20 protein-coding genes are annotated in these 24,421 nt (G+C 57.4%); 13 read left to right on the forward strand and 7 right to left on the reverse strand.

Annotation, left to right across the window (positions count from 1 at the left end; translation table 11 throughout):
* Positions 1 to 57: 57 nt before the first annotated feature.
* From dauA to lolB, 4 genes are all read right to left on the reverse strand, one after another.
* Positions 58 to 1,713, reverse strand: a complete 1,656-nt coding sequence (gene dauA, locus MY052_RS10280; protein WP_248538926.1) for a C4-dicarboxylic acid transporter DauA — start codon at positions 1,711 to 1,713, stop codon at positions 58 to 60.
* 151 nt (positions 1,714 to 1,864) lie between these two features.
* Entirely contained in the window at positions 1,865 to 2,812 is a 948-nt protein-coding gene (prs, locus tag MY052_RS10285; RefSeq protein WP_003856663.1) for a ribose-phosphate diphosphokinase, read from the reverse strand.
* A 206-nt stretch (positions 2,813 to 3,018) separates the two neighbouring features.
* Complete coding sequence (ispE, locus tag MY052_RS10290) at positions 3,019 to 3,867, reverse strand: 4-(cytidine 5'-diphospho)-2-C-methyl-D-erythritol kinase (protein ID WP_248538927.1); 849 nt, start codon at positions 3,865 to 3,867, stop codon at positions 3,019 to 3,021.
* Positions 3,867 to 4,490, reverse strand: coding sequence for a lipoprotein insertase outer membrane protein LolB (lolB, locus tag MY052_RS10295; RefSeq protein ID WP_035891565.1), 624 nt, complete (start codon positions 4,488 to 4,490; stop codon positions 3,867 to 3,869). The genes ispE and lolB overlap by 1 nt, the downstream gene beginning before the upstream one ends.
* A gap of 197 nt (positions 4,491 to 4,687) precedes the next feature.
* On the opposite strand from lolB, the gene hemA reads away from it, so the two are divergent.
* From hemA to kdsA, 6 genes are read left to right on the forward strand one after another with little or no spacing between them, the layout of a single operon-like run.
* Positions 4,688 to 5,944, forward strand: a complete 1,257-nt coding sequence (gene hemA / locus MY052_RS10300) for a glutamyl-tRNA reductase (protein WP_123652483.1) — start codon at positions 4,688 to 4,690, stop codon at positions 5,942 to 5,944.
* Between the two features lie 35 nt (positions 5,945 to 5,979).
* Complete coding sequence (prfA, locus tag MY052_RS10305; RefSeq protein ID WP_035891560.1) at positions 5,980 to 7,062, forward strand: peptide chain release factor 1; 1,083 nt, start codon at positions 5,980 to 5,982, stop codon at positions 7,060 to 7,062.
* On the forward strand, positions 7,062 to 7,913 hold the full coding sequence (prmC, locus tag MY052_RS10310; protein ID WP_248538751.1) for a peptide chain release factor N(5)-glutamine methyltransferase: 852 nt from the start codon (positions 7,062 to 7,064) through the stop codon (positions 7,911 to 7,913). Before prfA ends, prmC begins: the two co-directional genes overlap by 1 nt.
* Positions 7,910 to 8,302, forward strand: coding sequence for an invasion regulator SirB2 (gene sirB2 / locus MY052_RS10315; protein ID WP_035891555.1), 393 nt, complete (start codon positions 7,910 to 7,912; stop codon positions 8,300 to 8,302). Before prmC ends, sirB2 begins: the two co-directional genes overlap by 4 nt.
* A 3-nt stretch (positions 8,303 to 8,305) precedes the next feature.
* Positions 8,306 to 9,115 (forward strand): invasion regulator SirB1, encoded by an 810-nt coding sequence (gene sirB1 / locus MY052_RS10320; RefSeq protein WP_035891553.1) that lies wholly within the window; start codon positions 8,306 to 8,308, stop codon positions 9,113 to 9,115.
* Positions 9,116 to 9,167: 52 nt separating this feature from the next.
* On the forward strand, positions 9,168 to 10,022 hold the full coding sequence (gene kdsA, locus MY052_RS10325; protein ID WP_035891549.1) for a 3-deoxy-8-phosphooctulonate synthase: 855 nt from the start codon (positions 9,168 to 9,170) through the stop codon (positions 10,020 to 10,022).
* 110 nt (positions 10,023 to 10,132) lie between these two features.
* Here the strand turns inward: kdsA and chaA are convergent, their stop codons facing one another.
* On the reverse strand, positions 10,133 to 11,233 hold the full coding sequence (chaA, locus tag MY052_RS10330; protein WP_035891548.1) for a sodium-potassium/proton antiporter ChaA: 1,101 nt from the start codon (positions 11,231 to 11,233) through the stop codon (positions 10,133 to 10,135).
* A 364-nt stretch (positions 11,234 to 11,597) separates the two neighbouring features.
* Between chaA and MY052_RS10335 the strand changes: the two genes are divergently transcribed.
* Positions 11,598 to 12,260: a gamma-glutamylcyclotransferase gene (locus MY052_RS10335; protein WP_202217801.1), complete on the forward strand. Its 663-nt coding sequence runs from the start codon at positions 11,598 to 11,600 to the stop codon at positions 12,258 to 12,260.
* 96 nt (positions 12,261 to 12,356) lie between these two features.
* On the opposite strand, the gene MY052_RS10340 is transcribed toward MY052_RS10335, so the two are convergent.
* Positions 12,357 to 12,602: a DUF1883 domain-containing protein gene (locus tag MY052_RS10340; protein WP_123652480.1), complete on the reverse strand. Its 246-nt coding sequence runs from the start codon at positions 12,600 to 12,602 to the stop codon at positions 12,357 to 12,359.
* A gap of 276 nt (positions 12,603 to 12,878) precedes the next feature.
* Positions 12,879 to 13,232 (reverse strand): DsrE/DsrF/TusD sulfur relay family protein, encoded by a 354-nt coding sequence (locus MY052_RS10345; protein WP_035891545.1) that lies wholly within the window; start codon positions 13,230 to 13,232, stop codon positions 12,879 to 12,881.
* A 70-nt stretch (positions 13,233 to 13,302) separates the two neighbouring features.
* Between MY052_RS10345 and nasR the strand changes: the two genes are divergently transcribed.
* The 6 genes from nasR to MY052_RS10375 all read left to right on the forward strand — a co-directional run bounded on the left by nasR (position 13,303) and on the right by MY052_RS10375 (position 24,330).
* Positions 13,303 to 14,520, forward strand: coding sequence for a nitrate regulatory protein (gene nasR, locus MY052_RS10350; RefSeq protein ID WP_248538752.1), 1,218 nt, complete (start codon positions 13,303 to 13,305; stop codon positions 14,518 to 14,520).
* Positions 14,521 to 14,721: 201 nt separating this feature from the next.
* On the forward strand, positions 14,722 to 15,978 hold the full coding sequence (locus tag MY052_RS10355) for a CmpA/NrtA family ABC transporter substrate-binding protein (protein ID WP_248538753.1): 1,257 nt from the start codon (positions 14,722 to 14,724) through the stop codon (positions 15,976 to 15,978).
* A gap of 1 nt (position 15,979) precedes the next feature.
* Positions 15,980 to 16,855, forward strand: a complete 876-nt coding sequence (gene ntrB, locus MY052_RS10360) for a nitrate ABC transporter permease (RefSeq protein WP_202217803.1) — start codon at positions 15,980 to 15,982, stop codon at positions 16,853 to 16,855.
* Between the two features lie 9 nt (positions 16,856 to 16,864).
* The gene (locus MY052_RS10365; protein WP_123652476.1) at positions 16,865 to 17,653 is read left to right on the forward strand and encodes an ABC transporter ATP-binding protein; all 789 of its coding nucleotides are present in this window, start codon (positions 16,865 to 16,867) and stop codon (positions 17,651 to 17,653) included.
* Between the two features lie 9 nt (positions 17,654 to 17,662).
* Positions 17,663 to 21,727: a nitrite reductase large subunit NirB gene (gene nirB / locus MY052_RS10370; protein ID WP_248538754.1), complete on the forward strand. Its 4,065-nt coding sequence runs from the start codon at positions 17,663 to 17,665 to the stop codon at positions 21,725 to 21,727.
* Entirely contained in the window at positions 21,724 to 24,330 is a 2,607-nt protein-coding gene (locus MY052_RS10375) for a nitrate reductase (RefSeq protein ID WP_248538755.1), read from the forward strand. Before nirB ends, MY052_RS10375 begins: the two co-directional genes overlap by 4 nt.
* The last annotated feature ends 91 nt before the right edge of the window (positions 24,331 to 24,421 follow it).

Raw genomic sequence — 24,421 nt, forward strand, 5'->3', positions numbered from 1 at the left:
AGCCATTTTTTTTGCCTGTTATGCCGCCCGGCGGCGTTTCGCTTGACCGGGCTACGGTTAGAGGATGTCTGCTAATGCGGCATCTTTGTTTGGGAAGAAGGTCAGGCGTCCTGGGATTGGCTGAATACCCGCGCGAGCCATGGTGCGCAGCGGCTGGAACTCCAGGTTGGAGACGCGCAGCTCGCAGCCTTCAGGCAGTTTTTTCACGAAACGCTGGAAGGCATCCAGACCACCGGCGTCCAGCACCGGTACGGCATCCCACTTCAGCACCACGATACGTTTGCCCTCAATACGTGTTTCAAGATCGCTGAACAGGCCTTCGGCGGCGGCAAAGAACAGCGGGCCAATCACGCGCAGCACCAGCACATCGTCCGGCACGGTCACGTTCACGGCGGAAAGGCGGGTCATACGCGCAATACGGCGCATAAACAGCAGCGAAGCCAGCACGATACCGACGCTGATGGCGATAACCATATCAAACAGCACGGTCAGCGACATGCAGATAAGCATCACGATGATGTCGTCTTTCGGTGCTTTGCGCAGCAGGTACACCACCTTGTGCGCCTCGCTCATGTTCCATGCCACCATCAGCAGCAGGGCCGCCATGGCAGAAAGCGGCAGCCAGGAAAGCACCGGGGCCAGAATCAGCAATGCCAGAATCACCAGAATCGCGTGGATCACCGCCGAAACCGGTGAGGTAGCACCGGCACGAACGTTTGCCGCCGAACGGGCAATTGCCGCGGTGGCGGTAATGCCGCCAAAGAACGGCGCGACGATGTTACCGAGACCTTGGCCGACCAGCTCGCTGTTCGCTTTATGTTTAGTGCCGGTCATACCGTCGAGCACCACCGCGCACAGCAGAGATTCAATCGCCCCCAGCATCGCCATGGAAAACGCCGCTGGCAACAGGGCGTGAATAGAAGCCCAGCTTAAGGTGAAGGTTGACCCCGGCATGTCCCATGGCAGCACAAACTGCGGTAGCAGCTGCGGGATACCGTTGCCCTGAGAGCCGTCAGCCAGGATGTAGTGGAACTGGGAGCCGATGGTGGCGACGTGACCACCGAGCAGGTTCACAATCAGCATCACCACGCAGCCCGCAATCAGCGCAGGTAGGTGGCCCGGCAAACGCAGGCCGAGGCGCGGCCAGAGGATCAGCGTGCCGAGGGTGACGATGCCAATAGCCGCATCGCCGACGTTGATGGTCGGCAGCGCCATCACCAGCGCGCCGACCTTCTGTAAATAGTGTTCTGGAACGTGCGTCATCTGCAGACCGAGGAAGTCCTTAATCTGCATGGTCCCGATGGTGATACCAATCCCCGAGGTGAAGCCCAGCGTCACCGACAACGGAATATATTCGATCAGGCGGCCAAAGCGGGCCAGGCCAAAGAGGATCAGGAATATACCGGACATCAGGGTCGCGACCAGCAGGCCCGCCAGGCCAAACTGCTGCGAAACGGGGTAGAGAATAACCACGAAGGCCGCCGTCGGCCCGGAGACGCTAAAGCGCGAGCCGCCGGTCAGGGCGATAACAATCCCCGCGACGGCAGAGGTGTACAGGCCGTACTGCGGTGCCACGCCGCTGCCGATCGCCAGCGCCATCGCCAGCGGAATAGCGATAATCCCGACGGTGATACCGGCAATCAGATCGCGCATAAATCGCGCGGAGGTGTATTTCTCTTTCCAGCAGGCATCAATCAGCGCGCGGAAAGGCATAACGTGAGGGGAGAGTAATTTATTCACAGTCGTGTTTCATCCATGAGCGCATCATCTACCATGTGAATGATAGTTGAAGTTGGCATAAATCATACAAATTAAATACATAAACAAAAAAACCCGCCGCAGCGGGTTTTTTAACCAGATTCGATTAATGTTCGAACATGGCAGAGATGGATTCTTCGTTGCTGATACGACGAATCGCTTCGGCCAGCATCCCGGACAGAGTCAGGGTACGAACGTTTGGCAGCGCTTTGATCTCATCACTTAATGGGATGGTATCGCAGACGACCACTTCATCGATAACGGAGTTACGCAGGTTGTTCACCGCATTGCCGGAGAAGATCGGGTGAGTTGCGTAAGCGAATACGCGTTTAGCACCACGTTCTTTCAGCGCTTCAGCGGCTTTGCACAGCGTGCCACCGGTATCGATCATGTCATCAACCAGTACGCAGTCACGACCGGCAACGTCACCGATGATGTGCATTACCTGGGAAACGTTCGCGCGAGGACGACGTTTGTCGATGATAGCCATGTCGGTATCGTTGAGCAGTTTAGCAATAGCACGAGCGCGGACTACGCCGCCGATGTCTGGAGAAACCACGATTGGGTTATCCAGGTTCAGCTGCAGCATATCTTCGAGCAGGATTGGGCTACCAAATACGTTATCAACCGGAACATCGAAGAAGCCCTGGATCTGTTCAGCGTGCAGGTCTACGGTCAGTACGCGGTCAACGCCAACGCTTGACAGGAAGTCAGCAACAACTTTAGCGGTGATAGGTACACGAGCAGAGCGAACGCGACGGTCCTGGCGAGCATAACCGAAGTAAGGGATAACGGCGGTGATACGACCTGCGGAAGCACGGCGCAGGGCATCTACCATAACGACTAATTCCATCAGGTTGTCGTTAGTCGGGGCACAAGTGGACTGGATGATGAAAATATCACCACCGCGTACGTTTTCGTTAATTTGTACGCTGACTTCGCCGTCGCTAAAGCGACCTACAGCGGCGTCGCCGAGAGAAGTGTACAGGCGGTTGGCAATACGTTGTGCTAGTTCCGGGGTGGCGTTACCAGCAAAAAGCTTCATATCAGGCACGAGAAGAACCTCAGGCATGCGTCCAGTGGTGGATGAAACGAGCCAAAAACTGTGCGGGCCAGGCGCGGTTTCATCCAGGCGGTGTATTAAAGAGCGCGATGCAACGTCTGGAACAGGGTGACGTTGTCACCAGAGCTCAGTTTGCCCGGCTTGGTTACTCATCACTATTCTTCTTTCGTCAGCATGACTGACGAAAAACGAATGAATCAGAGCAGGGCTTGCTTCAATGGTGAAAGGTTTACGCCTTTCGCCACAAAGCCTTGCAACCATTCCGGGGCTTGCTCAAGCACCTGGCGGGCAGCGAGTTCTGTGTCGAATTCAGCAAAGACACAGGCTCCTGTTCCAGTCAGGCGCGACGGCGCGTATTCTAACAGCCAGGAAAGCACATCATCAACCTCGCGAAAACGTTTTCTTGCGATAACCTCGCAATCATTGCCGAATTCACAATTTAATAACGTTTCTATTGACCTGACCGGGGTGTTTCGTGGCAGCTCCGGGTCGCGGAAGATAACCGGAGTTGGAATGCTGACGCCGGGGTGGGCCACCAGATACCATTTTTCCGCAACTTCTACCGGCGTTAGCACCTCACCAACCCCTTCAGCGAAGGCCGCATGACCGCGGACGAACACCGGAACATCGGCACCGAGCGTCAGGCCAATGGTCGCCAGCTCATCTTCCGAGAGCCCGCACTGCCATAAATGGTTAAGCGCAACCAGCACGGTAGCTGCGTTAGATGAACCGCCGCCAAGGCCGCCGCCCATTGGCAGGCGCTTATCAATGCTGATGTCCGCGCCGCTGCCTTCAGGCAGACGCTGGCTATCGGCGGCGGTTTTCATCAGCAGGCGCGCGGCGCGAATAATCAGGTTCTCTTCGTTCGGCACGCCGTCCACGGGGGTGAGCAGCCGCAGCTGACCATCATGACGCGGCACAATGGTCAACGTATCGCCGTAGTCGAGAAACTGAAACAGCGTCTGCAACGTGTGATAACCGTCAGCACGCTGCCCGGTGATGTATAAGAACAAGTTCAGCTTTGCCGGAGAGGGCCAACGGGTCATCATTTAACGATCCAGTTATCCATTTTCAGCTTGATGCGCTGTGAACCTTCGGTCAGTTCCATGTTAGACGGTAGGGCCGGTTTGGTTTTGCTGTCATAGCCGCCGTACACCACTTTCCAGGTTTTCCCGTTCTGGGTGTAGTTAAGCTCGCTCAGGCGATACTGGTCATCGAGCTTATAGTCGGTAGCGTCGCCCGGCAGGCCGAGGATCCACTGACGCAGGCTGTTGAGTGGAATGGGCATCCCGGTGAGCTTACCAATCATCTCTTCGCCGTCGGCGGCGGTATAGTGCTGGCCTTTGTTATCGGTCAGCTGTGCGGAACCCGGTTTACCAATCAGCTCAAGCTCAGTGCTGCCAAGCGGGTTGGTCAATAGCAGACGATAGTTGTCCTGGCCGGTTTGCTGCCAGAAGAAGCGAGCGTAAACCTTTTGCTGGTCGGACAGATACGCAAACGCGCCGCGGGTCTGATACTGGCTTAATTGACGGACCTCTTGCTGGTGCTGCTTCCACTCAGGGGCGGTTGGGCTTTTGCCCGGGCCCGTTGGCGCAGTGGTGGTACAGGCGGTAAGGACCAGGGCTGCCAGCGGCAGCAGACGAATCAGGCGGAAATCAGACATGACAATCCTTGAAATGCGTTGCAGTGATAACGCTTAATGCTAGCGTTGCCTGCGGGCAGCGTCTACGCTGAAGTTGTCTTAAATCATAAAATTAACCAAGCCCGCCTATTACTCCAAAAGGGGGGCGTCCCTTTTATTGATCTCGCGCATCCTGTATGATGCGCTCAGACTAACCTTATCAACGCTGGTACTACTCCCGCACAATGACCCTTTTAGCTCTTGGCATCAATCATAAAACAGCTCCGGTAGCGCTGCGAGAACGTGTGACGTTTTCGCCAGATACGCTTGACCAGGCGCTGGAGAGCCTGCTGGCTCAGCCAATGGTGCAAGGAGGCGTGGTACTGTCGACCTGTAACCGCACCGAACTCTACCTCAGCGTAGAAGAGCAGGATAATCAGCATGAAGCGATTATTCGCTGGCTGTGCGATTACCACGGCCTGAATGAAGAAGAACTGCGCCAGAGCCTTTATTGGCACCAGGACAACGACGCCGTCAGCCATTTGATGCGCGTTGCCAGCGGGCTGGACTCGCTGGTATTGGGTGAGCCGCAAATCTTAGGGCAGGTTAAAAAAGCGTTTGCTGATTCCAGCCGCGGGCATCTGCACGTCAGTGAGCTGGAACGCATGTTCCAGAAATCCTTCTCTGTTGCCAAGCGCGTGCGCACGGAAACGGATATCGGCGCCAGCGCGGTGTCGGTGGCGTTTGCGGCCTGCACCCTGGCGCGACAGATTTTCGAATCGCTCTCGTCGGTCACCGTACTGTTGGTGGGTGCGGGTGAAACCATCGAGCTGGTGGCGCGCCATCTGCGCGAACATCACGTGAAAAAAATGGTGATTGCCAACCGTACCCGCGAACGCGCGCAGGTGCTGGCCGATGAGGTCGGAGCCGAAGTGATTGCGCTGAGCGACGTCGATGAACGCCTGAAAGAGGCCGACATCATTATCAGTTCTACCGCCAGCCCGCTGCCAATTATTGGTAAAGGGATGGTGGAGCGCGCGCTGAAAGCGCGTCGCAACCAGCCGATGCTGCTGGTGGATATTGCCGTGCCACGCGACGTAGAGCCAGAGGTGGGGAAACTCGCTAACGCCTATCTCTACAGCGTGGACGACCTGCAAAACATTATTCAGAATAACCTCGCGCAGCGTAAAGCCGCCGCGGTACAGGCTGAAACCATCGTTGAGCAGGAAACCAGTGAGTTTATGGCCTGGCTACGCGCGCAAAGCGCCAGTGAAATCATCCGTGATTATCGCTCCCAGGCTGAAACGGCGCGTGAAGAACTCACCGCTAAAGCGATCGCCGCACTCGAACAGGGTGGCGATCCGCAGGTCATCATGCAGGATCTGGCGCGCAAGTTAACCAACCGCCTGATCCACGCGCCAACCAAATCTCTTCAGCAGGCCGCCCGTGACGGGGATGACGAACGCCTGCATATTCTGCGCAACAGCCTCGGGCTGGAGTAGCACAACTCTATTTATAACAAGGTGCATTTACGCCAATGAAGCCTTCTATTGTTGCTAAACTGGAAGCTCTCTACGAGCGCCATGAAGAAGTTCAGGCGCTGCTCGGAGACGCAGCAACTATTGCCGATCAGGACCGTTTCCGCGCGCTGTCCCGCGAATACGCACAGCTGGGCGACGTGGCTCGCTGTTATACCGACTGGCGTCAGGTTCAGGACGATATTGAAACTGCCCAGATGATGCTCGACGACCCGGAAATGCGTGAAATGGCGCAGGAAGAGTTGCAGGAAGCCAAAGCCAAAGAAGAAGAACTGGAGCAACAGCTTCAGGTACTCCTGCTGCCTCGCGATCCGGACGACGAACGCAACGCCTTCCTTGAAGTACGCGCCGGTACCGGCGGTGATGAAGCCGCGCTGTTTGCCGGCGACCTGTTCCGCATGTACAGCCGCTACGCCGAATCGCGCCGCTGGCGTGTTGAGATCATGAGCGCCAACGAAGGTGAGCACGGTGGTTACAAAGAAGTGATCGCCAAAATCAGCGGTGAAGGCGTTTACGGTCGTCTGAAATTTGAGTCCGGCGGCCATCGCGTGCAGCGCGTTCCGGCCACCGAATCTCAGGGGCGTATTCACACCTCCGCCTGTACCGTGGCCGTGTTGCCAGAGGTACCGGAAGCGGAATTACCGGATATCAATCCGGCGGACCTGCGTATCGATACCTTCCGCTCCTCGGGCGCGGGCGGTCAGCACGTTAACACCACCGACTCCGCTATCCGTATTACCCACTTGCCGACCGGCATCGTGGTGGAATGTCAGGATGAACGTTCCCAGCATAAAAACAAAGCCAAAGCGATGTCGGTGCTGGGCTCGCGTATTCGCGCGGCGGAAATTGCCCGTCGTCAGCAGGCTGAAGCCTCCGAACGTCGTAACCTGCTGGGCAGCGGCGACCGCAGCGACCGTAACCGGACCTATAACTTCCCGCAGGGCCGCGTGACCGACCACCGTATCAACCTGACGCTTTACCGTCTGGATGAAACCATGGAAGGTAAGCTGGATATGCTGATTGAGCCTATCGTGCAGGAATACCAGGCCGACCAGCTGGCGGCGCTTTCCGAGCAGGAATGATGACTTATCGACAATGGCTGCAGCAGGCCGTGACGGCGCTACAGGGTGGCGAAAGCCCTCGTCGTGACGCGGAAATCTTGCTGGGACATGTAACCGGTAAAGCACGAACCTATATCCTGGCGTTCGATGAAACCGAGCTGACTGCGCCGCAGGCTGAAACGCTGGCGCAACTGCTGGCCCGTCGCGTGAACGGCGAGCCCGTGGCCCATCTGGTGGGCACGCGCGAATTCTGGTCGTTGCCGCTGTTTGTCTCTCCCGCTACGCTTATCCCGCGCCCGGATACCGAATGTCTGGTTGAACAGGCGTTGGCGCGTTTGCCGTCGACGCCGTGCCGTATTCTTGATCTTGGCACCGGCACCGGTGCGGTGGCGCTGGCGCTGGCGAGCGAACGCCCCGACTGTACGCTTACCGCCGTAGATTATGTTGCCGATGCTGTCGCGCTGGCGCAGCGTAATGCCGATAATCTGCGCATTAATAACGTCACTATCCTGCAAAGCGACTGGTTCAGCGCGCTGGGTGAGCAGCGTTTTGCGATGATCGTCAGCAATCCGCCGTATATCGACGAGCAGGATGAACATCTTGCGCAGGGTGATGTGCGTTTTGAGCCGAAAACGGCTCTCGTGGCGGGGGATAACGGTCTGGCTGACCTGGCGCATATCATCATCCAGGGGCGTACGTGGCTGGAACCCGGTGGCTATATGCTGCTGGAGCACGGCTGGAAGCAGGGTGCCGCGGTGCGTGAGCTGTTTACGTCCTCTGGCTATCTTCAGGCTGAAACCTGCCGCGACTACGGCGACAATGACCGCCTGACGCTGGCACAGTGGCCTGGTAACGTGGAGGCACACGGATGAATCTGTTTTTATGGGTGCTCTATTTGCACATTGGGGCGGCTATCGTCTCGGTGAGCTTTTTCGCACTGCGCTTTTGGTGGAAACACCATCAAAGCCCGCTGTTTGATGCGCGCTGGGTGCGCGTACTGCCGCATGGCGTCGACAGCCTTTTGCTGCTCAGCGGTGTGGCGCTAATGGTGATGACGCGCTATTTCCCGTTCACCGAAGAAGGGACGTGGCTGACGGAGAAGCTGTTTGGCGTTATCATCTACATCGTTTTAGGGTTTGTTGCGCTGGGTCGTCGTCGACCGCGCAGTCAGCAGAGCCGGTTTGTTGCCTTTCTGCTGGCGTTGGTGGTGTTGTGCATCATCGTTAAACTCGCCATCACTAAAGTTCCGCTGTTAGGGTAGGGTATGAAGTCACTGGCTGATTTTGAATTTAATAAAGCGCCGCTATGCGACGGCATGATCCTGATTTCCGAATTCATTCGTGATGATTTCCCATCGCAGGTGGTGCGTGAACAGCTCGAGTGTCTGGTGGCGCTTGCGCGTGAAGAGATCAGCCCAGCCTGGCCGTTACCGCGCCAGATGGAGCGTCTGATTGAACTCTTCTATCATGAGTGGAATTTCAGCGATTCCTCGGGCAAATATCGCCTTTCAGACGCACTGTGGCTGGATCAGGTGCTGAAGAACCGTCGCGGTAGCGCGGTGACGCTGGGGGCGATAATGCTGTGGATCGCCGGCAACCTTGATATTCCGGTGGTGCCCGTTATCTTCCCAACGCAATTACTGCTGCGTGCTGATGTAGACGATGCGGAGATGTGGCTGATTAACCCGTTTAACGGCGACACGCTTGATGAGCACACGTTGGAAGTGTGGCTGAAAGGTAATATTGGCCCGATGGCCGAGCTGTTTAATGAAGACCTTGATGAAGCAGACAACGCCGAGGTTGTTCGCAAGCTGCTGGATACGCTGAAATCGGCGTTGATGGAAGAGCGGCAGATGGAGCTTGCGCTGGGCGCTAGCCAGACGCTGCTGCAGTTTAACCCGGAAGACCCGTACGAAATTCGTGACCGTGGGCTAATCTATGCGCAGCTTGAATGTGAACATATCGCGCTGAATGATTTGAATTATTTCGTTGAGCAATGTCCGGAAGACCCGATTAGCGAAATGATCCGCGCGCAGATTAATACCATCTCGCATAAACAAATTACGCTTCACTAATTAGCGACAAACGCGGTTATAATCGCGGAAAATTCCCTAACAAGGCGATCTTATGAAAGAAAAAGTGGTTAGCATTGGTGATATCAAAGTAGCAAACGACCTGCCGTTTGTTCTCTTCGGCGGTATGAACGTGCTGGAGTCTCGTGACCTGGCGATGCGTATCTGCGAACACTACGTGACCGTGACTCAGAAACTGGGCATCCCTTACGTATTTAAAGCCTCTTTTGATAAAGCCAACCGTTCATCCATTCACTCTTACCGTGGTCCTGGCCTGGAAGAAGGGATGAAGATTTTCCAGGAGCTGAAGCAGACCTTCGGCGTGAAAATCATCACCGACGTTCACGAAGCAAGCCAGGCACAGCCGGTTGCTGACGTGGTTGACGTTATTCAGCTGCCAGCGTTTCTTGCGCGTCAGACTGACCTGGTTGAAGCGATGGCGAAAACCGGCGCAGTCATCAACGTGAAGAAACCGCAGTTCGTAAGCCCTGGCCAGATGGGTAATATCGTCGACAAGTTTATCGAAGGCGGTAACGACAAGGTTATTCTGTGCGACCGTGGTTCTAACTTCGGTTACGATAACCTGGTTGTGGATATGCTGGGCTTTGGCGTGATGAAAAAAGCGTCCAACAACTCCCCGGTTATCTTCGACGTTACCCACTCCCTGCAGTGTCGCGACCCGTTTGGTGCAGCAAGCGGCGGTCGTCGTGCTCAGGTTACCGAGCTGGCGCGCGCGGGCATGGCGGTGGGTATCGCTGGTCTGTTCATTGAAGCGCATCCGGATCCGGAAAACGCACGCTGTGACGGCCCGTCCGCGCTGCCGCTGGATAAGCTGGAACCATTCCTGAAACAAATGAAAGCTATCGATGACCTGGTAAAAGGCTTCGATGAGCTGGATACCAGCAAATAAGTTTTGCTGATGAATAAAAAAGCCGACCCTGGGGTCGGCTTTTTTGTCATGGTTGCTGGATGGCAAATCGTCTGTAGCCCGGCTAAGCGAAGCGCCGCCGGGAACAGCACTCAGGCAAAAATCGTCATCAGATACGCCGCAAACAGCGCCAGATGCGCCGCGCCGTTCAGCACGTTGGTACGCCCGGTCGAGAAGGAAATATGGCAAAGCACCAGCGAGGCGACCATCACAATCATCTCCGGCATGCCCAGGCCAAACATCAGCTCGTTCCCGGTCATAAACGCAATGAGCGTCACCACCGGCACGGTCAGCGAGATGGTCGCCAGCACCGAGCCAAAGAACAGGTTCATCGCGCGCTGTACCTGATTGTTCAGTACCGCCTTCAATGCCCCCAGACCTTCCGGCGAGAGGATAAGCAGTGCGACCAGGAAGCCGGTAAAAGCAACCGGTGCGTTCATGCTGGTCAGCAGCGTCTCCAGCGGATTGGCGTTCATTTTCGTGACCGCGATAACCGCAACCAGATGCACAATCAACCATACCGCATGCCACAGGCTGCTGTGCGCCGAAGGTTTACCGTGGTGTGGGTCATCATCGTCGCTGTCATCTTCATGCTCGTAGACAAACAGACTCTGGTGCGTTTTGGTCTGAATAAGTAAAAACACGCCGTACATCGCGGCAGAAATTAAGGCCACCAGCAGCGACTGACCAATCGTAAAATTGGCACCCGGCAGTGAGGTCGGGAATACCAGTACAATAATAGCGAGCGGGAACAGGGCAATTAAATACTGCTTGATGCCAAACAGGTTCATATATTGCGTGGCAAATTTACGTCCGCCGAGCAATAACGAGAAGCCGACTAAGCCGCCGGTTACAATCATGATGATGGAATAGAGCGTATCGCGCATCAACGTTGGCGCGGCATCGCCGGTTGCCATAAGCGCTGAAATCAGGCTCACTTCTAGGATAACAACGGAAAGACTTAAAATCAGAGAACCGTACGGCTCACCCAAACGGTGCGCAAGCACGTCCGCGTGACGAACGACGCTAAAGGCGCTGCTGAGAATACCGACCAACGCCATAGCGTTGATAGCAATGACCACTGGCAATGACTGACTGCTTCCCCAGAAGAACAGAATTGCCAGTGCCACCAGCGGGAAAATAAGCGACGTCTCCTTATGGCGAGTTTTCACCGCCTCTTGTGCGTGGGTCATGTTTGTCTCCATATCTGCAGGTATTTATAATTATAGAAAAAATCAGCAGCGTAAATTAACAAATTTTAGCGTTCAGAATGCGATTTTTTACTAAAGTTTACCCATAACGCTTTTTTTTCTAATAGATGGCTATAATATAAAGTACTGACTAAATATTTTTTAAATAACAGCGTATTAATGCGCTGGATTTCCTATTTTACTTATCGGTAAAACCCGCTTGAACCGAGGATCGCAATGGGAGACAAATTGCATCCTGAACCATAAAGCTGGATAATATTTCATCAAAGACAGCTCCGGAGGTCGCCATCCGTTCCCGTAAGAACGCATGTGAAGCAGGGAAGAGAAGTGGCGGTGGAGGTTTAAAGTGTTAACGCGTGATTTCTTAATGAAGGCGGATTGTACAACGGCGTTTGGCGCCATTGAGGAATCTCTGCTTTGGTCCGCTGAGCAGCGCGCAGCGTCGCTGGCGGCGACGCTGGCCTGTCGGCCCGATAACGGCCCGGTGTGGATTTTTGGCTACGGCTCCCTGATGTGGAACCCGGCGCTGAATTTTAGCGAGTCGGTCACCGGTACCCTGGTGGGCTGGCATCGTGCTTTCTGTTTGCGTCTGACGGCGGGGAGAGGTAGCGCCTGTCAGCCGGGTCGTATGCTGGCGCTGAAAGAGGGCGGTCGCACCACCGGTGTGGCCTACCGTCTGCCGGATGATGAAATTGAAAACGAGCTGTCGCTGCTGTGGAAGCGCGAGATGATCACCGGCTGCTATCTGCCCACCTGGTGCAAGCTGGCGCTGGACGATGGCCGGACGGTCAACGCGCTGGTGTTTATCATGGACCCGCGCCATCCGCTGTATGAGTCAGATACCAGCGTGCAGCTGATTGCCCCGCTGATTGCCCGCGCCAGCGGCCCATTAGGTACCAATGCGCAGTATCTCTTCTCATTGGAGCAGGAGCTACAAAAGCTGGGGATGCAGGATGACGGCCTGAATGAGTTGATTAACAACGTGCGGCATCTGGTGGGTGGGAATTAATCCGCCGGGCGTGGCATAAAGAAAAGCCCCGCAAGTGCGTGCTTTCGGGGCTGAATGCCGGATGACGCTTCGCTTATCCGGCCTACATGCTCTATATCAGGCGGCAACGTAGCTGATGGAGTGTTCAAGAGACTGGCTGTGGCTGTCGATCAGCACATTCCAGGTCCCGCTGTAAGGCACGGTCAGGTACGCTTTCTCTTCGTTTTGCACGCTTAAAATATCAGAACCGCAGCTGCTGGTGTTTTTCTGCGTGCTCATCAAATGAATATGGCAACGCTCAGAACAACGCACCACGACTGTATCCCCACCAAATAACGTCAAACTTGCTTTTACCATCGCCAAAATACCCCGCTGCAAATGAGTCTACGCACTCCCTACGCGTTAATCCTGCCTGTGATGTTGTTCACAAATCACTCATCGCATAACACCAAACCCTGACCACACCGATGCTGATTTTGATCAAAAAATGCCGTAACACTTCAACAAAAATGACAATATCCCTGAATGCATTCAGCTATCGTGACAAATCGGTGAGGAACGTCACAAAGGTGAAATAATATCCTTTAAATGGCCATGGTTTTAGCGGGCTGCGCTGATTGGGGCTTTGACGATGCTAAATCAGAAGGTCAGCACTTTGTCGGCCGCCAGCGTCCACTGGGCCAGCTCGACCAGCGTACCAATCTCCACGCCGTCAATCAGCGGCAGGGCGGTGATGCCGCGCCCGTCGGTGCAGGTCTTACACAATTTCACGGGAACACCCTGAGCGGTGAGAATTTCCAGCATCTGCTGAATGTTGTAGCCCTCGGCGGGTTTCTGCCCGCGCAGGCCCGCCGTCACGGCGTCAGACATCAGAAAAAGCTGAAGCTGCAGGTCATCCTGCTGTTCGCGCAGGGCAATAGCTAAACGCAGGCTGTTGAACAGCGACTCACTGCCGTAGGCAGCCCCATTGGCGATAATGACAATACGTTGCATCTGAACTCCTTTAAGGCACGGTTATTGCTAGACATCAGGATGGTAAGCAAATCCTCTAACGGGAGAGCGCATGATAAACCGTGAAGATGATACACCCGGCGCTATCGAGTGGTTTCGTTACGCGCGTCAGGTGCAGAAAACACAGCTCCAACAGCTGGCGCAGCAGGGGAAACTGGTCAGCCAGTTAAGCCACGTGGTGCACATGTTACAGTGTGAACGCGGGGCGTCCAACATCTGGTTATGTTCGCAGGGGCGATTATACGCCGCCGAGCGTCGTGCCAGCGCGGCACTGGTGGATGAACAGATTCGCCAACTGCTGGCCCATCTCCAGCCGCAGTATTTACCCTCTGCCAGCGGTTTATGCCAGCGCATCGCCCGCGCGGTCTGGTCGCTGGAGCAGGTGCCTTCGTTAAGAGAGAGCGTTGCCAGCCAGCAGGTCTCTGCCGAAACCGCATCCAGCCAGTTCAACCGCACTATCCGCCATTTGCTGAATATCATCCCACAGCTTAACGACAGTATTGATGACCCGACGCTCGCCGGGCGTCTGGTGGCGCTGTACAGCTTTATGCAGGGTAAAGAGTTGGTGGGACAGGAGCGCGCGCTAGGAGCGCAGGGTTTTGCGCAGGGCAGCTTTAGCAGCGAACTGCGCCAGCGGCTCGTGGATCGCATCGACGGTCAACAACCCTGTTTTGACAGTTTTTTATCGCTGGCGACCAGCCCGCTTAAGATGCTGTTTTATACCGAATGTCAGGCGAGCATCGCCATTGAACAGTTGCGACGCATTGCCTGCACTCGCCAGCCTCCGGCGGACGATGGTGCCAGCGCGCTGCGCTGGTTCCAGTTGCAAACCCAGCGTCTGGAGCAAATGCGCGGGCTTGAAGAAGCCTTGATTAGCGAACTGATGACGGCGGTGGATGACCTGCTGCTGGATGATGAAGAGCAACAGGCGCTGGACCCGGTGGGTGACGATCCGGCCAGCGATAACATGGTGCTGCATCTCGACCGCCAGCTTTTGCCGCTGGTACGCCAGCAGGCGCGGGAGCTGGAGCAACTCTCCAGTCAGTTAGCCTCGCTCAAGGATACGCTGGAGGAGCGTCGGCTGATTGATAAAGCCAAAAGCGTGCTGATGACCCACCGTCATATGAACGAAGAACAGGCCTGGCACTGTCTGCGCAAAATGGCGATGGATAAGAATCAGCGCATGGTGGAAATTGCCCGTGCGCTGCTGGCGGTAAAGGCGCTGTGGCAGAACGAACCGGCATCGCTGTTGCACAATGAACGGGCATGAATGCTTTGCGTCGGTGCAAAAATAGCGATTGAGTGCACATTTTTCCGCGGATTTAGCGCTGTAAAAGCTGGCATCTGAATTGCATTAGTTAAGTAAATAGTCGGTGGCGGGCCAATGGCGGCCTGCACACCGCGAGGATAAAGGCGTCCTGCAATGCGTAAGCATTGCCGGGCGCTTTTTTTTTTGCATTCGGGAGCGAGTATGGACGAAACGGTTTCACTATCACGGCGACGTTTGTTACAGGCGGGCGCGGTACTCGGCGGCGCTATGCTGCTGCCTGGCATGAGTCAGGCGGTCTGGGCGGCGGGCTCCGATAAACCGGAGCTACAGACGGTTAAGGTGGGCTTTATTCCGCTGACCGACTGCGCGCCGCTGGCGATTGCCTCACTGAAAGGCTTCGACAAAAAGTACGGCATTACGCTGGTACCGAGCAAAGAAGCGAGTTGGGCCGCGGTGCGCGACAAGCTGGTCAACGGCGAACTTGATGCGGCGCATGTGCTTTACGGCCTGCTGTACGGGCTTGAACTGGGCGTGGCGGCGAAACCACAGCCGATGGCTAACCTGATGACCCTTAACCGCAACGGTCAGGGGATCACGCTGTCGAGCGATTTGCAGGAAAAGGGCATCACCCACCTCGGCGCGCTGAAAAACCTGGTCGGTCAAAGCGCGCCGGGCACCTACACCTTCGCCCATACCTTCCCGACCGGCACCCATGCCATGTGGCTCTATTACTGGCTGGCGAGCGGCGGGATCAACCCGTTTGACGATGTACGCACGGTGGTGGTGCCGCCACCGCAGATGGTGATGAACATGCGCATCGGCAACATGGTGGGGTTCTGCGTTGGCGAGCCGTGGAACGCTCGCGCCATTAACGACCGTATCGGTTTCACCGCTGCCACCAGCCAGGATATCTGGCCGGAGCACCCGGAAAAAGTCCTCGGCACGCGCCGCGATTGGGTAGAGCAAAACCCGAATACCGCGCGCGCGCTGGTGGCCGCGCTGATGGATGCCGCCCGCTGGATTGACGCCTCTGACGATAACAAACGCGAAACCGCGCAGATCCTCTCTCACCGCGGTTGGCTCAACACCAAAGAACAGTACCTCACCGGGCGGATGCTCGGTGCTTATGACAACGGCATCGGCCGCCGCTGGCAGGATGCGCACCCGATGCGCTTCTTTGAGCAGGGGGAGGTGAGCTACCCGTGGCTTTCCGACGGCATGTGGTTCTTAACCCAGTTCCGCCGCTGGGGTCTGCTGAAGAGTGACCCGGACTATCTGGCGGTCGCTCAGCGTATTAACCGCATTGATGTCTGGAAAGAGGCGGCGCAGGCGGTTGGTGGCATTGCCATTCCGACCCAGACCCTGCGCAGCAGCACGTTAATCGACGGTTCTGTCTGGAACGGGGCTGACCCCGCTGCATACGCCCGCAGTTTTGCCATTCAACGTATAGGGGCATGAGATGAATACCAAAACGAAACCTATTGACGCGCCGACTCCGGCAGGAGAAGTGATTGCCATGCCGCCGGTGCAGGTTCGCCGTAGACCGCCTGCGCTGCGGCGCCATCTTCGTGAACTCGCAGAGCGCACTATTCCGGCGGCGCTGGGGCTGGGCCTGTTGGTGCTGCTCTGGCAGCTGGCTGCGGTGAACAGCAAAGGTTTTCCAACGCCGCTCAGTACCCTGGATTCGGCGATAACCCTCTTTTCTGACCCGTTCTACAACAACGGCCCCAATGACGTCGGCGTGGGCTGGAACGTGCTGGCCTCTTTACAGCGCGTGGCGGTGGGCTTTGGTCTCGCGGCGCTGGCGGGCATACCGCTTGGTTTCCTGATTGGTCGCTTTACCTTTGCTTCGCGGATGTTCACTCCGCTGATTGCGCTGCTGCGTCCGGTCAGCCCACTGGCCTGGCTGCCGATTGGCCTGCTGCTGTTCCAGAAAGCGGAACCGGCATCGAGTTGGACGATTTTCATCTGCTCCATCTGGCCGATGGTGATTAACACCGCCGAAGGGGTGCGTCGCATTCCGCAGGACTACCTCAACGTGGCGCGAGTGCTGAACCTCTCCGAGTGGACGGTGATGCGCAAAATCCTCTTCCCGGCGGTGTTGCCGTCGGTGCTTACCGGGGTTCGTTTATCGATTGGTATCGCCTGGCTGGTCATTGTGGCGGCCGAAATGCTCACCGGCGGGCTGGGTATCGGTTTTTGGATCTGGAACGAGTGGAACAACCTCAACGTCGAAAACATCCTTATCGCTATCGTCATTATCGGCGTAGTGGGGCTGCTGCTGGAGCAAGGGCTGATGCTGATTGCACGCCGTTTTAGCTGGCAAGAGAAATAGGAGCACATCATGAAACCATTAATTCAGGTGCAGGCCGTGAGCCAGCGTTTTCATACCGCCAGCGGCGAGTTTCTGGCCTTACAGAACGTCTCTTTTGATATTCACGAAGGGGAGACCGTCAGCCTGATTGGCCATTCGGGCTGCGGTAAATCGACGCTGCTCAACCTGATTGCCGGTATTACCCTGCCGACCGAAGGCGGGCTGCTGTGCGATAACCGCGAAATTGCCGGACCGGGGCCGGAGCGGGCGGTGGTGTTCCAGAACCACTCGCTGCTGCCGTGGCTCACCTGCTTTGACAACGTGGCGCTGGCGGTGGAACAGGTGTTTCGCCACACCATGAACAAAGCGGAGCGCCGGGAGTGGATTGCGCACAACCTCGAACGCGTCCAGATGGGCCACGCGATGCAAAAACGCCCCGGTGAAATTTCGGGCGGCATGAAGCAACGCGTCGGCATTGCGCGTGCGCTGGCGATGAAGCCAAAGGTTCTGCTGATGGATGAGCCGTTTGGCGCGCTGGATGCGTTGACCCGCGCCCATCTTCAGGACTCCGTAATGCAAATCCAGCAGTCGCTGAACACTACCATCGTGCTGATTACCCACGACGTTGATGAAGCGGTGCTGCTCTCTGATCGGGTCATGATGATGACCAACGGCCCGGCGGCTACGGTGGGCGAAGTGCTGGAGGTGAATCTACCGCGTCCGCGTAACCGCGTGCAGCTGGCGGATGACGGCCGTTATCACCACCTGCGCCAGCAGATCCTCCACTTCCTTTACGAAAAACAGCCGAAAGCGGCGTAAGGGGCTTCTATGCGGCGACTAGTGATGATTGGCAACGGGATGGCGGCGACCCGGCTGGCGGAAAAGCTGGTCACGAGCGCGCCGGGGGAATTTGCCATCACCCTTATCGGCGACGAGCCGCATCCGGCCTATAGCCGCATTCAGCTTTCTCCGGTGCTGGGTGGCGAAAAGGATTTTAACCAGACGCTGCTACAACCGGCGCAGTGGTATCTCGACCATCACATCACGCTGTGCCTCGGTGAAACGGTGCTGGCGGTTGACGTACAGGCGCGGCGTGTCACCACTACCCAGCGCGAGCTGGAATGGGATGAGCTGGTGTTTACCTGCGGCTCGCAGGCTTTTCTGCCGCCGCTGCCGGGTATTGACCTGCCGCACGTTTTTGCCTTCCGCACTCTCGCCGACGTGGAGGCGATTCTGGCCACGCCGGGCGATGCGGTGGTGATTGGCGGCGGAGTGCTCGGCGTGGAAGCTGCCGCCGCGTTGCGCTTAAGAGGTGACAATGTCACTTTGGTGCATCGCAGCGAACGACTGATGGAGCAGCAGTTAGACGAGATGGCGGGTGAACTGTTGGCCCTGCGATTAGCGGAGCGTGGCATCGGATGTGAACTGGGTGCGGGTATCGCACAGATTACCCCTGACGCGGTGGTGTTAAACAACGGACGTGCCATTGCAGCAACTCGCGTGGTGATGGCAACCGGTGTCCGTCCCAACATTGCGCTGGCGCAGCGGGCCGGTATTCCTTGCCAGCGCGGGATAGTTGTCAACCGCCAGCTTGAGACGGGCATTCCCGGCGTCAGCGCTATTGGGGAATGCTGTGAGATTGACGGACAAACCTTCGGCCTGGTGGCTCCCTGCATACAGCAGGCGGACATCCTGGCAGCAAGGCTCTGCGGCAGCCCGCAAGCAGATTTCCACTGGCAGGATCGCGGTACCCGTCTGAAGGTGACGGGGATTGACCTGTTCAGCGCCGGGCGGGTTCAGGCCATCGATGGAGATAGCCAGTGGTCCTCCTATGACCCGCAGACCGGGCACTATCGGCAGTTGTTGGTGGCAAACGGTCAGCTGGCCGGAGTCCTGCTGCTTGGCGACTGCACCAGCGCCGCCGCCTTTACCGATTTATTGCATACCGTCCAGCCCGCGCAGGCGAGCTGGATATTCGACCCCTTTACCACGCAGCCATCGGCTGCAGGAACGCAAACCATGACAAAACCAACATTAGCGGTCGTCGGGCACGGGATGGTCGGCCACCATTTTCTTGAGCAGTGTGTCAGCCACCAGTTGCATGAACAGTACCAGATTGTCGTGCTGGGCGAAGAGCGCTATGCCGCCTACGACCGGGTGCATTTATCCGAGTATTTTGCTGGCCGCAGCGCCGAGTCGCTTTCGATGGTAGAGGGCGATTTCTTTGCCGATTACGGCATCGAACTGCGGTTGTCGCAGGTGGTTACGGCCATTGATCGTGAGGTGAGAGTCGTTCGCAATGCCGAGGGCCATGAGCTGCATTGGGATAAGCTGGTGCTGGCTACCGGCTCGTATCCGTTCGTGCCGCCCATTCCCGGTAATTCGCTGCCGGGGTGTTTTGTCTACCGTACCCTGGACGGTCTTGATGCCATTGCCGCCAGCGCCAAAACGGCCAGCCGTGGCGTGGTGATCGGTGGTGGTCTGTTGGGGCTTGAGGCCGCTAACGCCCTGCGTCAGCTGGGGCTGGACACCCACGTGGTGGAGTTCGCGCCGAATCTGATGGCGGTGCAGTTGGATAACGGCGGTGCCGCTATGCTGCGGGAAAAAATCACCGAACTTGGCGTGAGCGTACACACCAGCAAAGCCACCACCGAGATTCGCCAGACGGAAGCAGGGCTTACGCTACAGTTTGCCGACGGTGAAAGTCTGACGACCGACATGGTGGTGTTCTCGGCGGGGATTCGCCCGCAGGACGCGCTGGCGCGCAGTAGCGGTATTGTCCTGGGCGAGCGCGGCGGTATTGCCATTGATAACCAGTGTCGTACCTCCGACGATGATATTTTCGCCATCGGCGAATGCGCGCTGTGGGATAACAAAATTTATGGTCTGGTGGCCCCTGGCTACCAGATGGCAAGAGTCGCCGCAGCGACGCTTGCGGGTGAAACGAGTGAATTCAGCGGGGCGGATATGAGCACCAAGCTCAAGCTGCTCGGCGTTGACGTTGCCTCGTTTGGCGATGCCCACGGGCGCACGCCGGGTAGCCAGAGCTATCAGTGGATCCACGGCCCGGAGCAAATCTATAAGAAGATTGTGGTCAGCGCTGACGGCAAAACGCTGCTCGGCGGCGTGCTGGTAGGCGATGCCAGCGACTACGCCACGCTGCTGCAAATGATGCTCAACGATATAGCGCTGCCGCCTCGCCCGGAATCCTTGATTTTACCGGCGCTGGAAGGCAGTACGCCGAAAGCGCTCGGCGTCGCGGCGCTGCCGGATAGCGCGCAAATCTGTTCCTGTCACAACGTCAGCAAAGGCGATATTTGCCAGGCGGTGAGCAATGGCGCCAGCGAAATGGGGGCGATAAAAAGCTGCACCAAAGCGGCGACCGGCTGCGGCGGCTGTAGCGCGCTGGTTAAACAGGTGATGGAGTATCAGCTGGCACAGCAGGGCGTGGAGGTGAAAAAGGACATCTGCGAACATTTCCCGTACTCACGCCAGGAGATTTATCACCTGGTGCGGGTCAACCGCATTCACACCTTTGAGCAACTGATTGCCCGCTATGGTCACGGCGACGGCTGCGAAATCTGTAAACCGCTGGTGGGGTCGGTGCTGGCATCCTGCTGGAATGAATATCTGCTTAAACCGGCGCATCTGCCGCTACAGGACACCAACGACCGCTATTTCGCCAATATCCAGAAAGACGGCACCTACTCCGTGGTGCCACGGATGCCTGCCGGAGAGGTGACGCCGGACGGGCTGATAGCCATCGGGCAGATAGCCAAACGCTACGCGCTGTATAGTAAAATCACCGGCGGCCAGCGTATTGACCTGTTTGGCGCGCGATTAGAGCAGCTGCCTGCTATCTGGCATGAGCTGGTGGAGGCCGGGTTTGAGACCGGTCATGCCTACGGCAAGTCGCTGCGCACGGTGAAATCCTGCGTCGGCTCGACCTGGTGTCGCTACGGAGTGCAGGATTCCACCGGGCTCGCGGTGATGCTGGAGCATCGTTACAAAGGGCTACGCGCGCCGCATAAAATTAAAATGGCGGTCTCCGGCTGTACCCGCGAGTGCGCTGAAGCGCAGGGCAAAGATGTAGGGGTGATTGCCACCGACAAGGGCTGGAACCTTTATTTATGCGGCAACGGCGGCATGAAACCGCGCCATGCGGATCTGTTTGCCAGCGACCTTGATGACGCGACGCTGCTGCGCACCATTGACCGATTCCTGATGTTTTACATCCGCACCGCCGACCGATTGCAGCGTACCAGCACCTGGATGGATAACCTGGAGGGCGGGCTGGACTATCTGCGTCGCGTGATCCTCGACGATGCTCTGGGTATCGGCGAAGAGCTGGAGCAGGAGATGGCCCGCGTTATCGACAGCTATCAGTGCGAATGGCAAACCACCCTGAACGACCCGCAGCGGTTGATGCTGTTCCGCTCCTTCGTCAACAGCGATACGCCGGATGAAGCGGTACAACGTGAATCCGTTCGCGGTCAGCCGCAGCGGGTTCCGGTCTCAACGAAGCCGGCAGCGGTAGGCCATGCTAAGCCGTGGCAGGCGATTTGCCTGCTGGAAGATATTCCCGCGCAGGCCGGGATTGGCGCTCGCCTGGGCGACATGCAGATAGCGCTGTTTCGTCTTAATGGTCACGTTTACGCGCTGGATAATCTGGAGCCCGGCAGTCAGGCCAACGTGTTGTCGCGAGGGCTGCTGGGGGATGCCAGCGGCGAGCCTATCGTTATCTCACCGCTTTATAAGCAGCGCATTCGTCTGCGTGACGGTCGCCATTCCGAGAGCGGTGAGCCGGTGGTACGCGCCTGGCCGGTGAAAATTGAAGGTGGCACCGTGTGGGTAAGCAACCAGGAACTGGTGATGCGCGCGGAGGCCTCATGACAGAGACCCGGACAACCTGTCCTTACTGCGGCGTTGGCTGCGGGGTAGTAGCAAGCGTGGTTGATGGCGCGGTGAGCGTTCGGGGTGATAGCGAGCATCCGGCAAACGTTGGCCGCCTGTGCGTGAAAGGGGCTGCATTGGGCGAAACGACCGGTCTGGAGGGGCGTCTGCTGCATCCGTTCGTTGACGGACAACAGGTGAACTGGGAGCGGGCGCTGGATGTTGCCGGTGAGCGGTTACGGGCGATTATCAACGAACACGGCCCGCAGGCGGTGGCGTTTTATGCCTCCGGGCAGTTGCTGACCGAGGATTATTACGCGGCCAATAAGCTGATGAAAGGATTTATCGGCGCGGCGAATATCGATACCAACTCGCGTCTCTGTATGTCGTCGGCGGTGACCGGCTATAAACGCGCGTGGGGTGCCGACGTGGTGCCGTGCAGCTATGAGGACGTAGAGCGCAGCGACCTGGTGGTGCTGGTGGGATCCAACGCCGCCTGGGCCCACCCGGTGCTCTATCAACGTCTGGTGCAGGCGAAGCAGCAAAACCCGCAGATGAAGGTGGTGGTTATTGATCCTCGACGCACCGCGACCTGCGATATTGCCGACCGCCATCTGGCGATTGCTCCCGGCACGGATGCCGGGTTATTTGTTGGGCTGCTGCGCGCCATCGCCGAGTGCGGCGCAAAGCTGGACGATTTTACCGATGCGCCCGCCGCGCTGGAGGCGGCACAGCCCTGGAACGTTGCGCGCGTGGCGGCGTTTTGCGGGCTGCCATTAGCTGAGGTTGCCGCGTTTTATCAGGACTTTATTGCCGCGCCCAGGGCCATCACGCTCTACACCATGGGAATTAACCAATCCTCCAGCGGCAGCGATAAATGCAATGCCATTATTAACGTCCACCTTGCCAGCGGTAAGTTCGGCCGCGAAGGCTGTGGCCCGTTTTCGCTGACCGGGCAGCCAAATGCCATGGGCGGCCGTGAAGTGGGCGGGTTGGCAACCATGCTGGCGGCGCATATGAATTTTGAGCCTGCCGACCTCGCCCGGGTAGCGCGATTCTGGGGTACCGAACGGCTGGCGCAAACGCCGGGGCTGATGGCGGTGGATCTCTTTGCCGCTATCGGGCGAGGTGAGGTGAAAGCGGTATGGATTATGGGGACTAACCCGGCGGTATCGCTGCCGGACAGCCATGCGGTGAGCCAGGCTCTGAAGCGCTGCGAGTTGGTGATCGTCTCTGAAATTTCGGCCCATACGGAAACTTCGCGTTATGCGCACATCCGTTTTCCGGCGCTGGGGTGGGGGGAGAAAAACGGTACCGTGACCAATTCAGAGCGCCGAATCTCGCGTCAGCGGGCTTTTTTGCCTGCTCCCGGTGAGGCTCGCGCGGACTGGTGGATTATCGCCCGCGTCGCCCAGCATCTGGGATATGGTGAGGCTTTTGCCTGGCAGCATCCGCACGAGGTCTTTAGTGAACATGCCGCGCTCTCTGGGTTTGAAAATGAAGGTCAGCGAGCGTTTGATATCAGCGGGCTTGCCGAATTAAGCCGTGAAGCGTGGGATAATCTTGCGCCGGTACGCTGGCCGGTTAGCCGCCACGTCCACACGTTGGATCTCAAGCGAGGCTGGCGTGCCGACGCACGTGTACGCATGGTACCCGTCTCGCCACGCGGGATGCAGGCTCAGACCCAGGCACTTTATCCACTTATTCTTAACAGCGGGCGTATCCGCGACCAGTGGCACACCATGACGCGCACCGGTAGTGTGCCAAAACTGATGCAGCATATTTCGCAGCCCATTGTCGAAGTGGCGCCGCAAGATGCCCAGCATTTCGGTCTACAACACGGTGGTCTCTCACGGATAAGCTCGCTGCACGGTGTGATGGTGGCAAAAGTCGTGGTGACCGATAGCCAGCGTCGCGGTTCGCTGTTTACGCCGATGCACTGGAACGACTGCTTTGCCCGCCAGGGGAAAGTCAACGGCCTGGTGGCACCGGTGGTGGACCCGCACTCCGGGCAGCCGGAAAGTAAACAAACGGCGGTGCGCATCGCCCCCTGGCAACCTGCATGGCAGGGCGAGCTCTATTCCCGTGATGAAGTACCGTTAGCGGGGCATGTGACCTGGTGGCGAAAAGCCGCAACCGGGCTGCACCATCTCACGCTCTGCAGCGATCGTCTTATTGAACAGGATATTCTGGCCTGGTGTCAGCAGCACGGCTGGCAGGTACAGGTGGCGAATGCTGGGGATCTCTGGCATTTGTTGGCGTGGCAGGGCGAGCAGTTGATGCTGGGGTTCTGGAGTAGCCATCGGCTGCCGGAAGTGGACGACTCGCTGGTGTGCAGGGCGTTTAGCGAAGCGCCGCAGACGCTTGTGGACCGTCATGCGCTGCTGAGCGGTCAGGATTTGGCACGACCGGCGGCAGGGAAAATTGTTTGCAGCTGTTTCAGCATTGGTGAAAAAAACATCCTTGACGCGATTGAAAAACAGGGTTGCCGCACGGCGGGCGAACTGGGTGAACGGCTGAAATGCGGCACCAACTGCGGCTCCTGCGTGCCAGAGCTTAAAGCATTGCTGGCAAGTACGACGATAAAAGTGACGGTTTTATAACCTTCAGGCAATTCCTGGAATAAGGGGCAAAGGCTGAACCCTCCCGGTAAAGGGGTTAAACTGATGAGCCTGGGGCTGGTTTTTTCCAGTC

This window comes from Kluyvera ascorbata, from assembly GCF_023195735.1.
GTDB lineage: Bacteria > Pseudomonadota > Gammaproteobacteria > Enterobacterales > Enterobacteriaceae > Kluyvera > Kluyvera ascorbata.

Coding starts and splice junctions, on each gene's coding strand:
- dauA (WP_248538926.1), bottom strand. CDS start 1,713: ATGCCTTTCCGCGCGCTGATTGATGCCTGCTGGAAAGAGAAATACACC.
- ispE (WP_248538927.1), bottom strand. CDS start 3,867: ATGACCCGTTGGCCCTCTCCGGCAAAGCTGAACTTGTTCTTATACATC.
- hemA (WP_123652483.1), top strand. CDS start 4,688: ATGACCCTTTTAGCTCTTGGCATCAATCATAAAACAGCTCCGGTAGCG.
- prfA (WP_035891560.1), top strand. CDS start 5,980: ATGAAGCCTTCTATTGTTGCTAAACTGGAAGCTCTCTACGAGCGCCAT.
- prmC (WP_248538751.1), top strand. CDS start 7,062: ATGACTTATCGACAATGGCTGCAGCAGGCCGTGACGGCGCTACAGGGT.
- sirB2 (WP_035891555.1), top strand. CDS start 7,910: ATGAATCTGTTTTTATGGGTGCTCTATTTGCACATTGGGGCGGCTATC.
- sirB1 (WP_035891553.1), top strand. CDS start 8,306: ATGAAGTCACTGGCTGATTTTGAATTTAATAAAGCGCCGCTATGCGAC.
- kdsA (WP_035891549.1), top strand. CDS start 9,168: ATGAAAGAAAAAGTGGTTAGCATTGGTGATATCAAAGTAGCAAACGAC.
- chaA (WP_035891548.1), bottom strand. CDS start 11,233: ATGACCCACGCACAAGAGGCGGTGAAAACTCGCCATAAGGAGACGTCG.
- MY052_RS10345 (WP_035891545.1), bottom strand. CDS start 13,232: ATGCAACGTATTGTCATTATCGCCAATGGGGCTGCCTACGGCAGTGAG.
- nasR (WP_248538752.1), top strand. CDS start 13,303: ATGATAAACCGTGAAGATGATACACCCGGCGCTATCGAGTGGTTTCGT.
- MY052_RS10355 (WP_248538753.1), top strand. CDS start 14,722: ATGGACGAAACGGTTTCACTATCACGGCGACGTTTGTTACAGGCGGGC.
- ntrB (WP_202217803.1), top strand. CDS start 15,980: ATGAATACCAAAACGAAACCTATTGACGCGCCGACTCCGGCAGGAGAA.
- MY052_RS10365 (WP_123652476.1), top strand. CDS start 16,865: ATGAAACCATTAATTCAGGTGCAGGCCGTGAGCCAGCGTTTTCATACC.
- nirB (WP_248538754.1), top strand. CDS start 17,663: ATGCGGCGACTAGTGATGATTGGCAACGGGATGGCGGCGACCCGGCTG.
- MY052_RS10375 (WP_248538755.1), top strand. CDS start 21,724: ATGACAGAGACCCGGACAACCTGTCCTTACTGCGGCGTTGGCTGCGGG.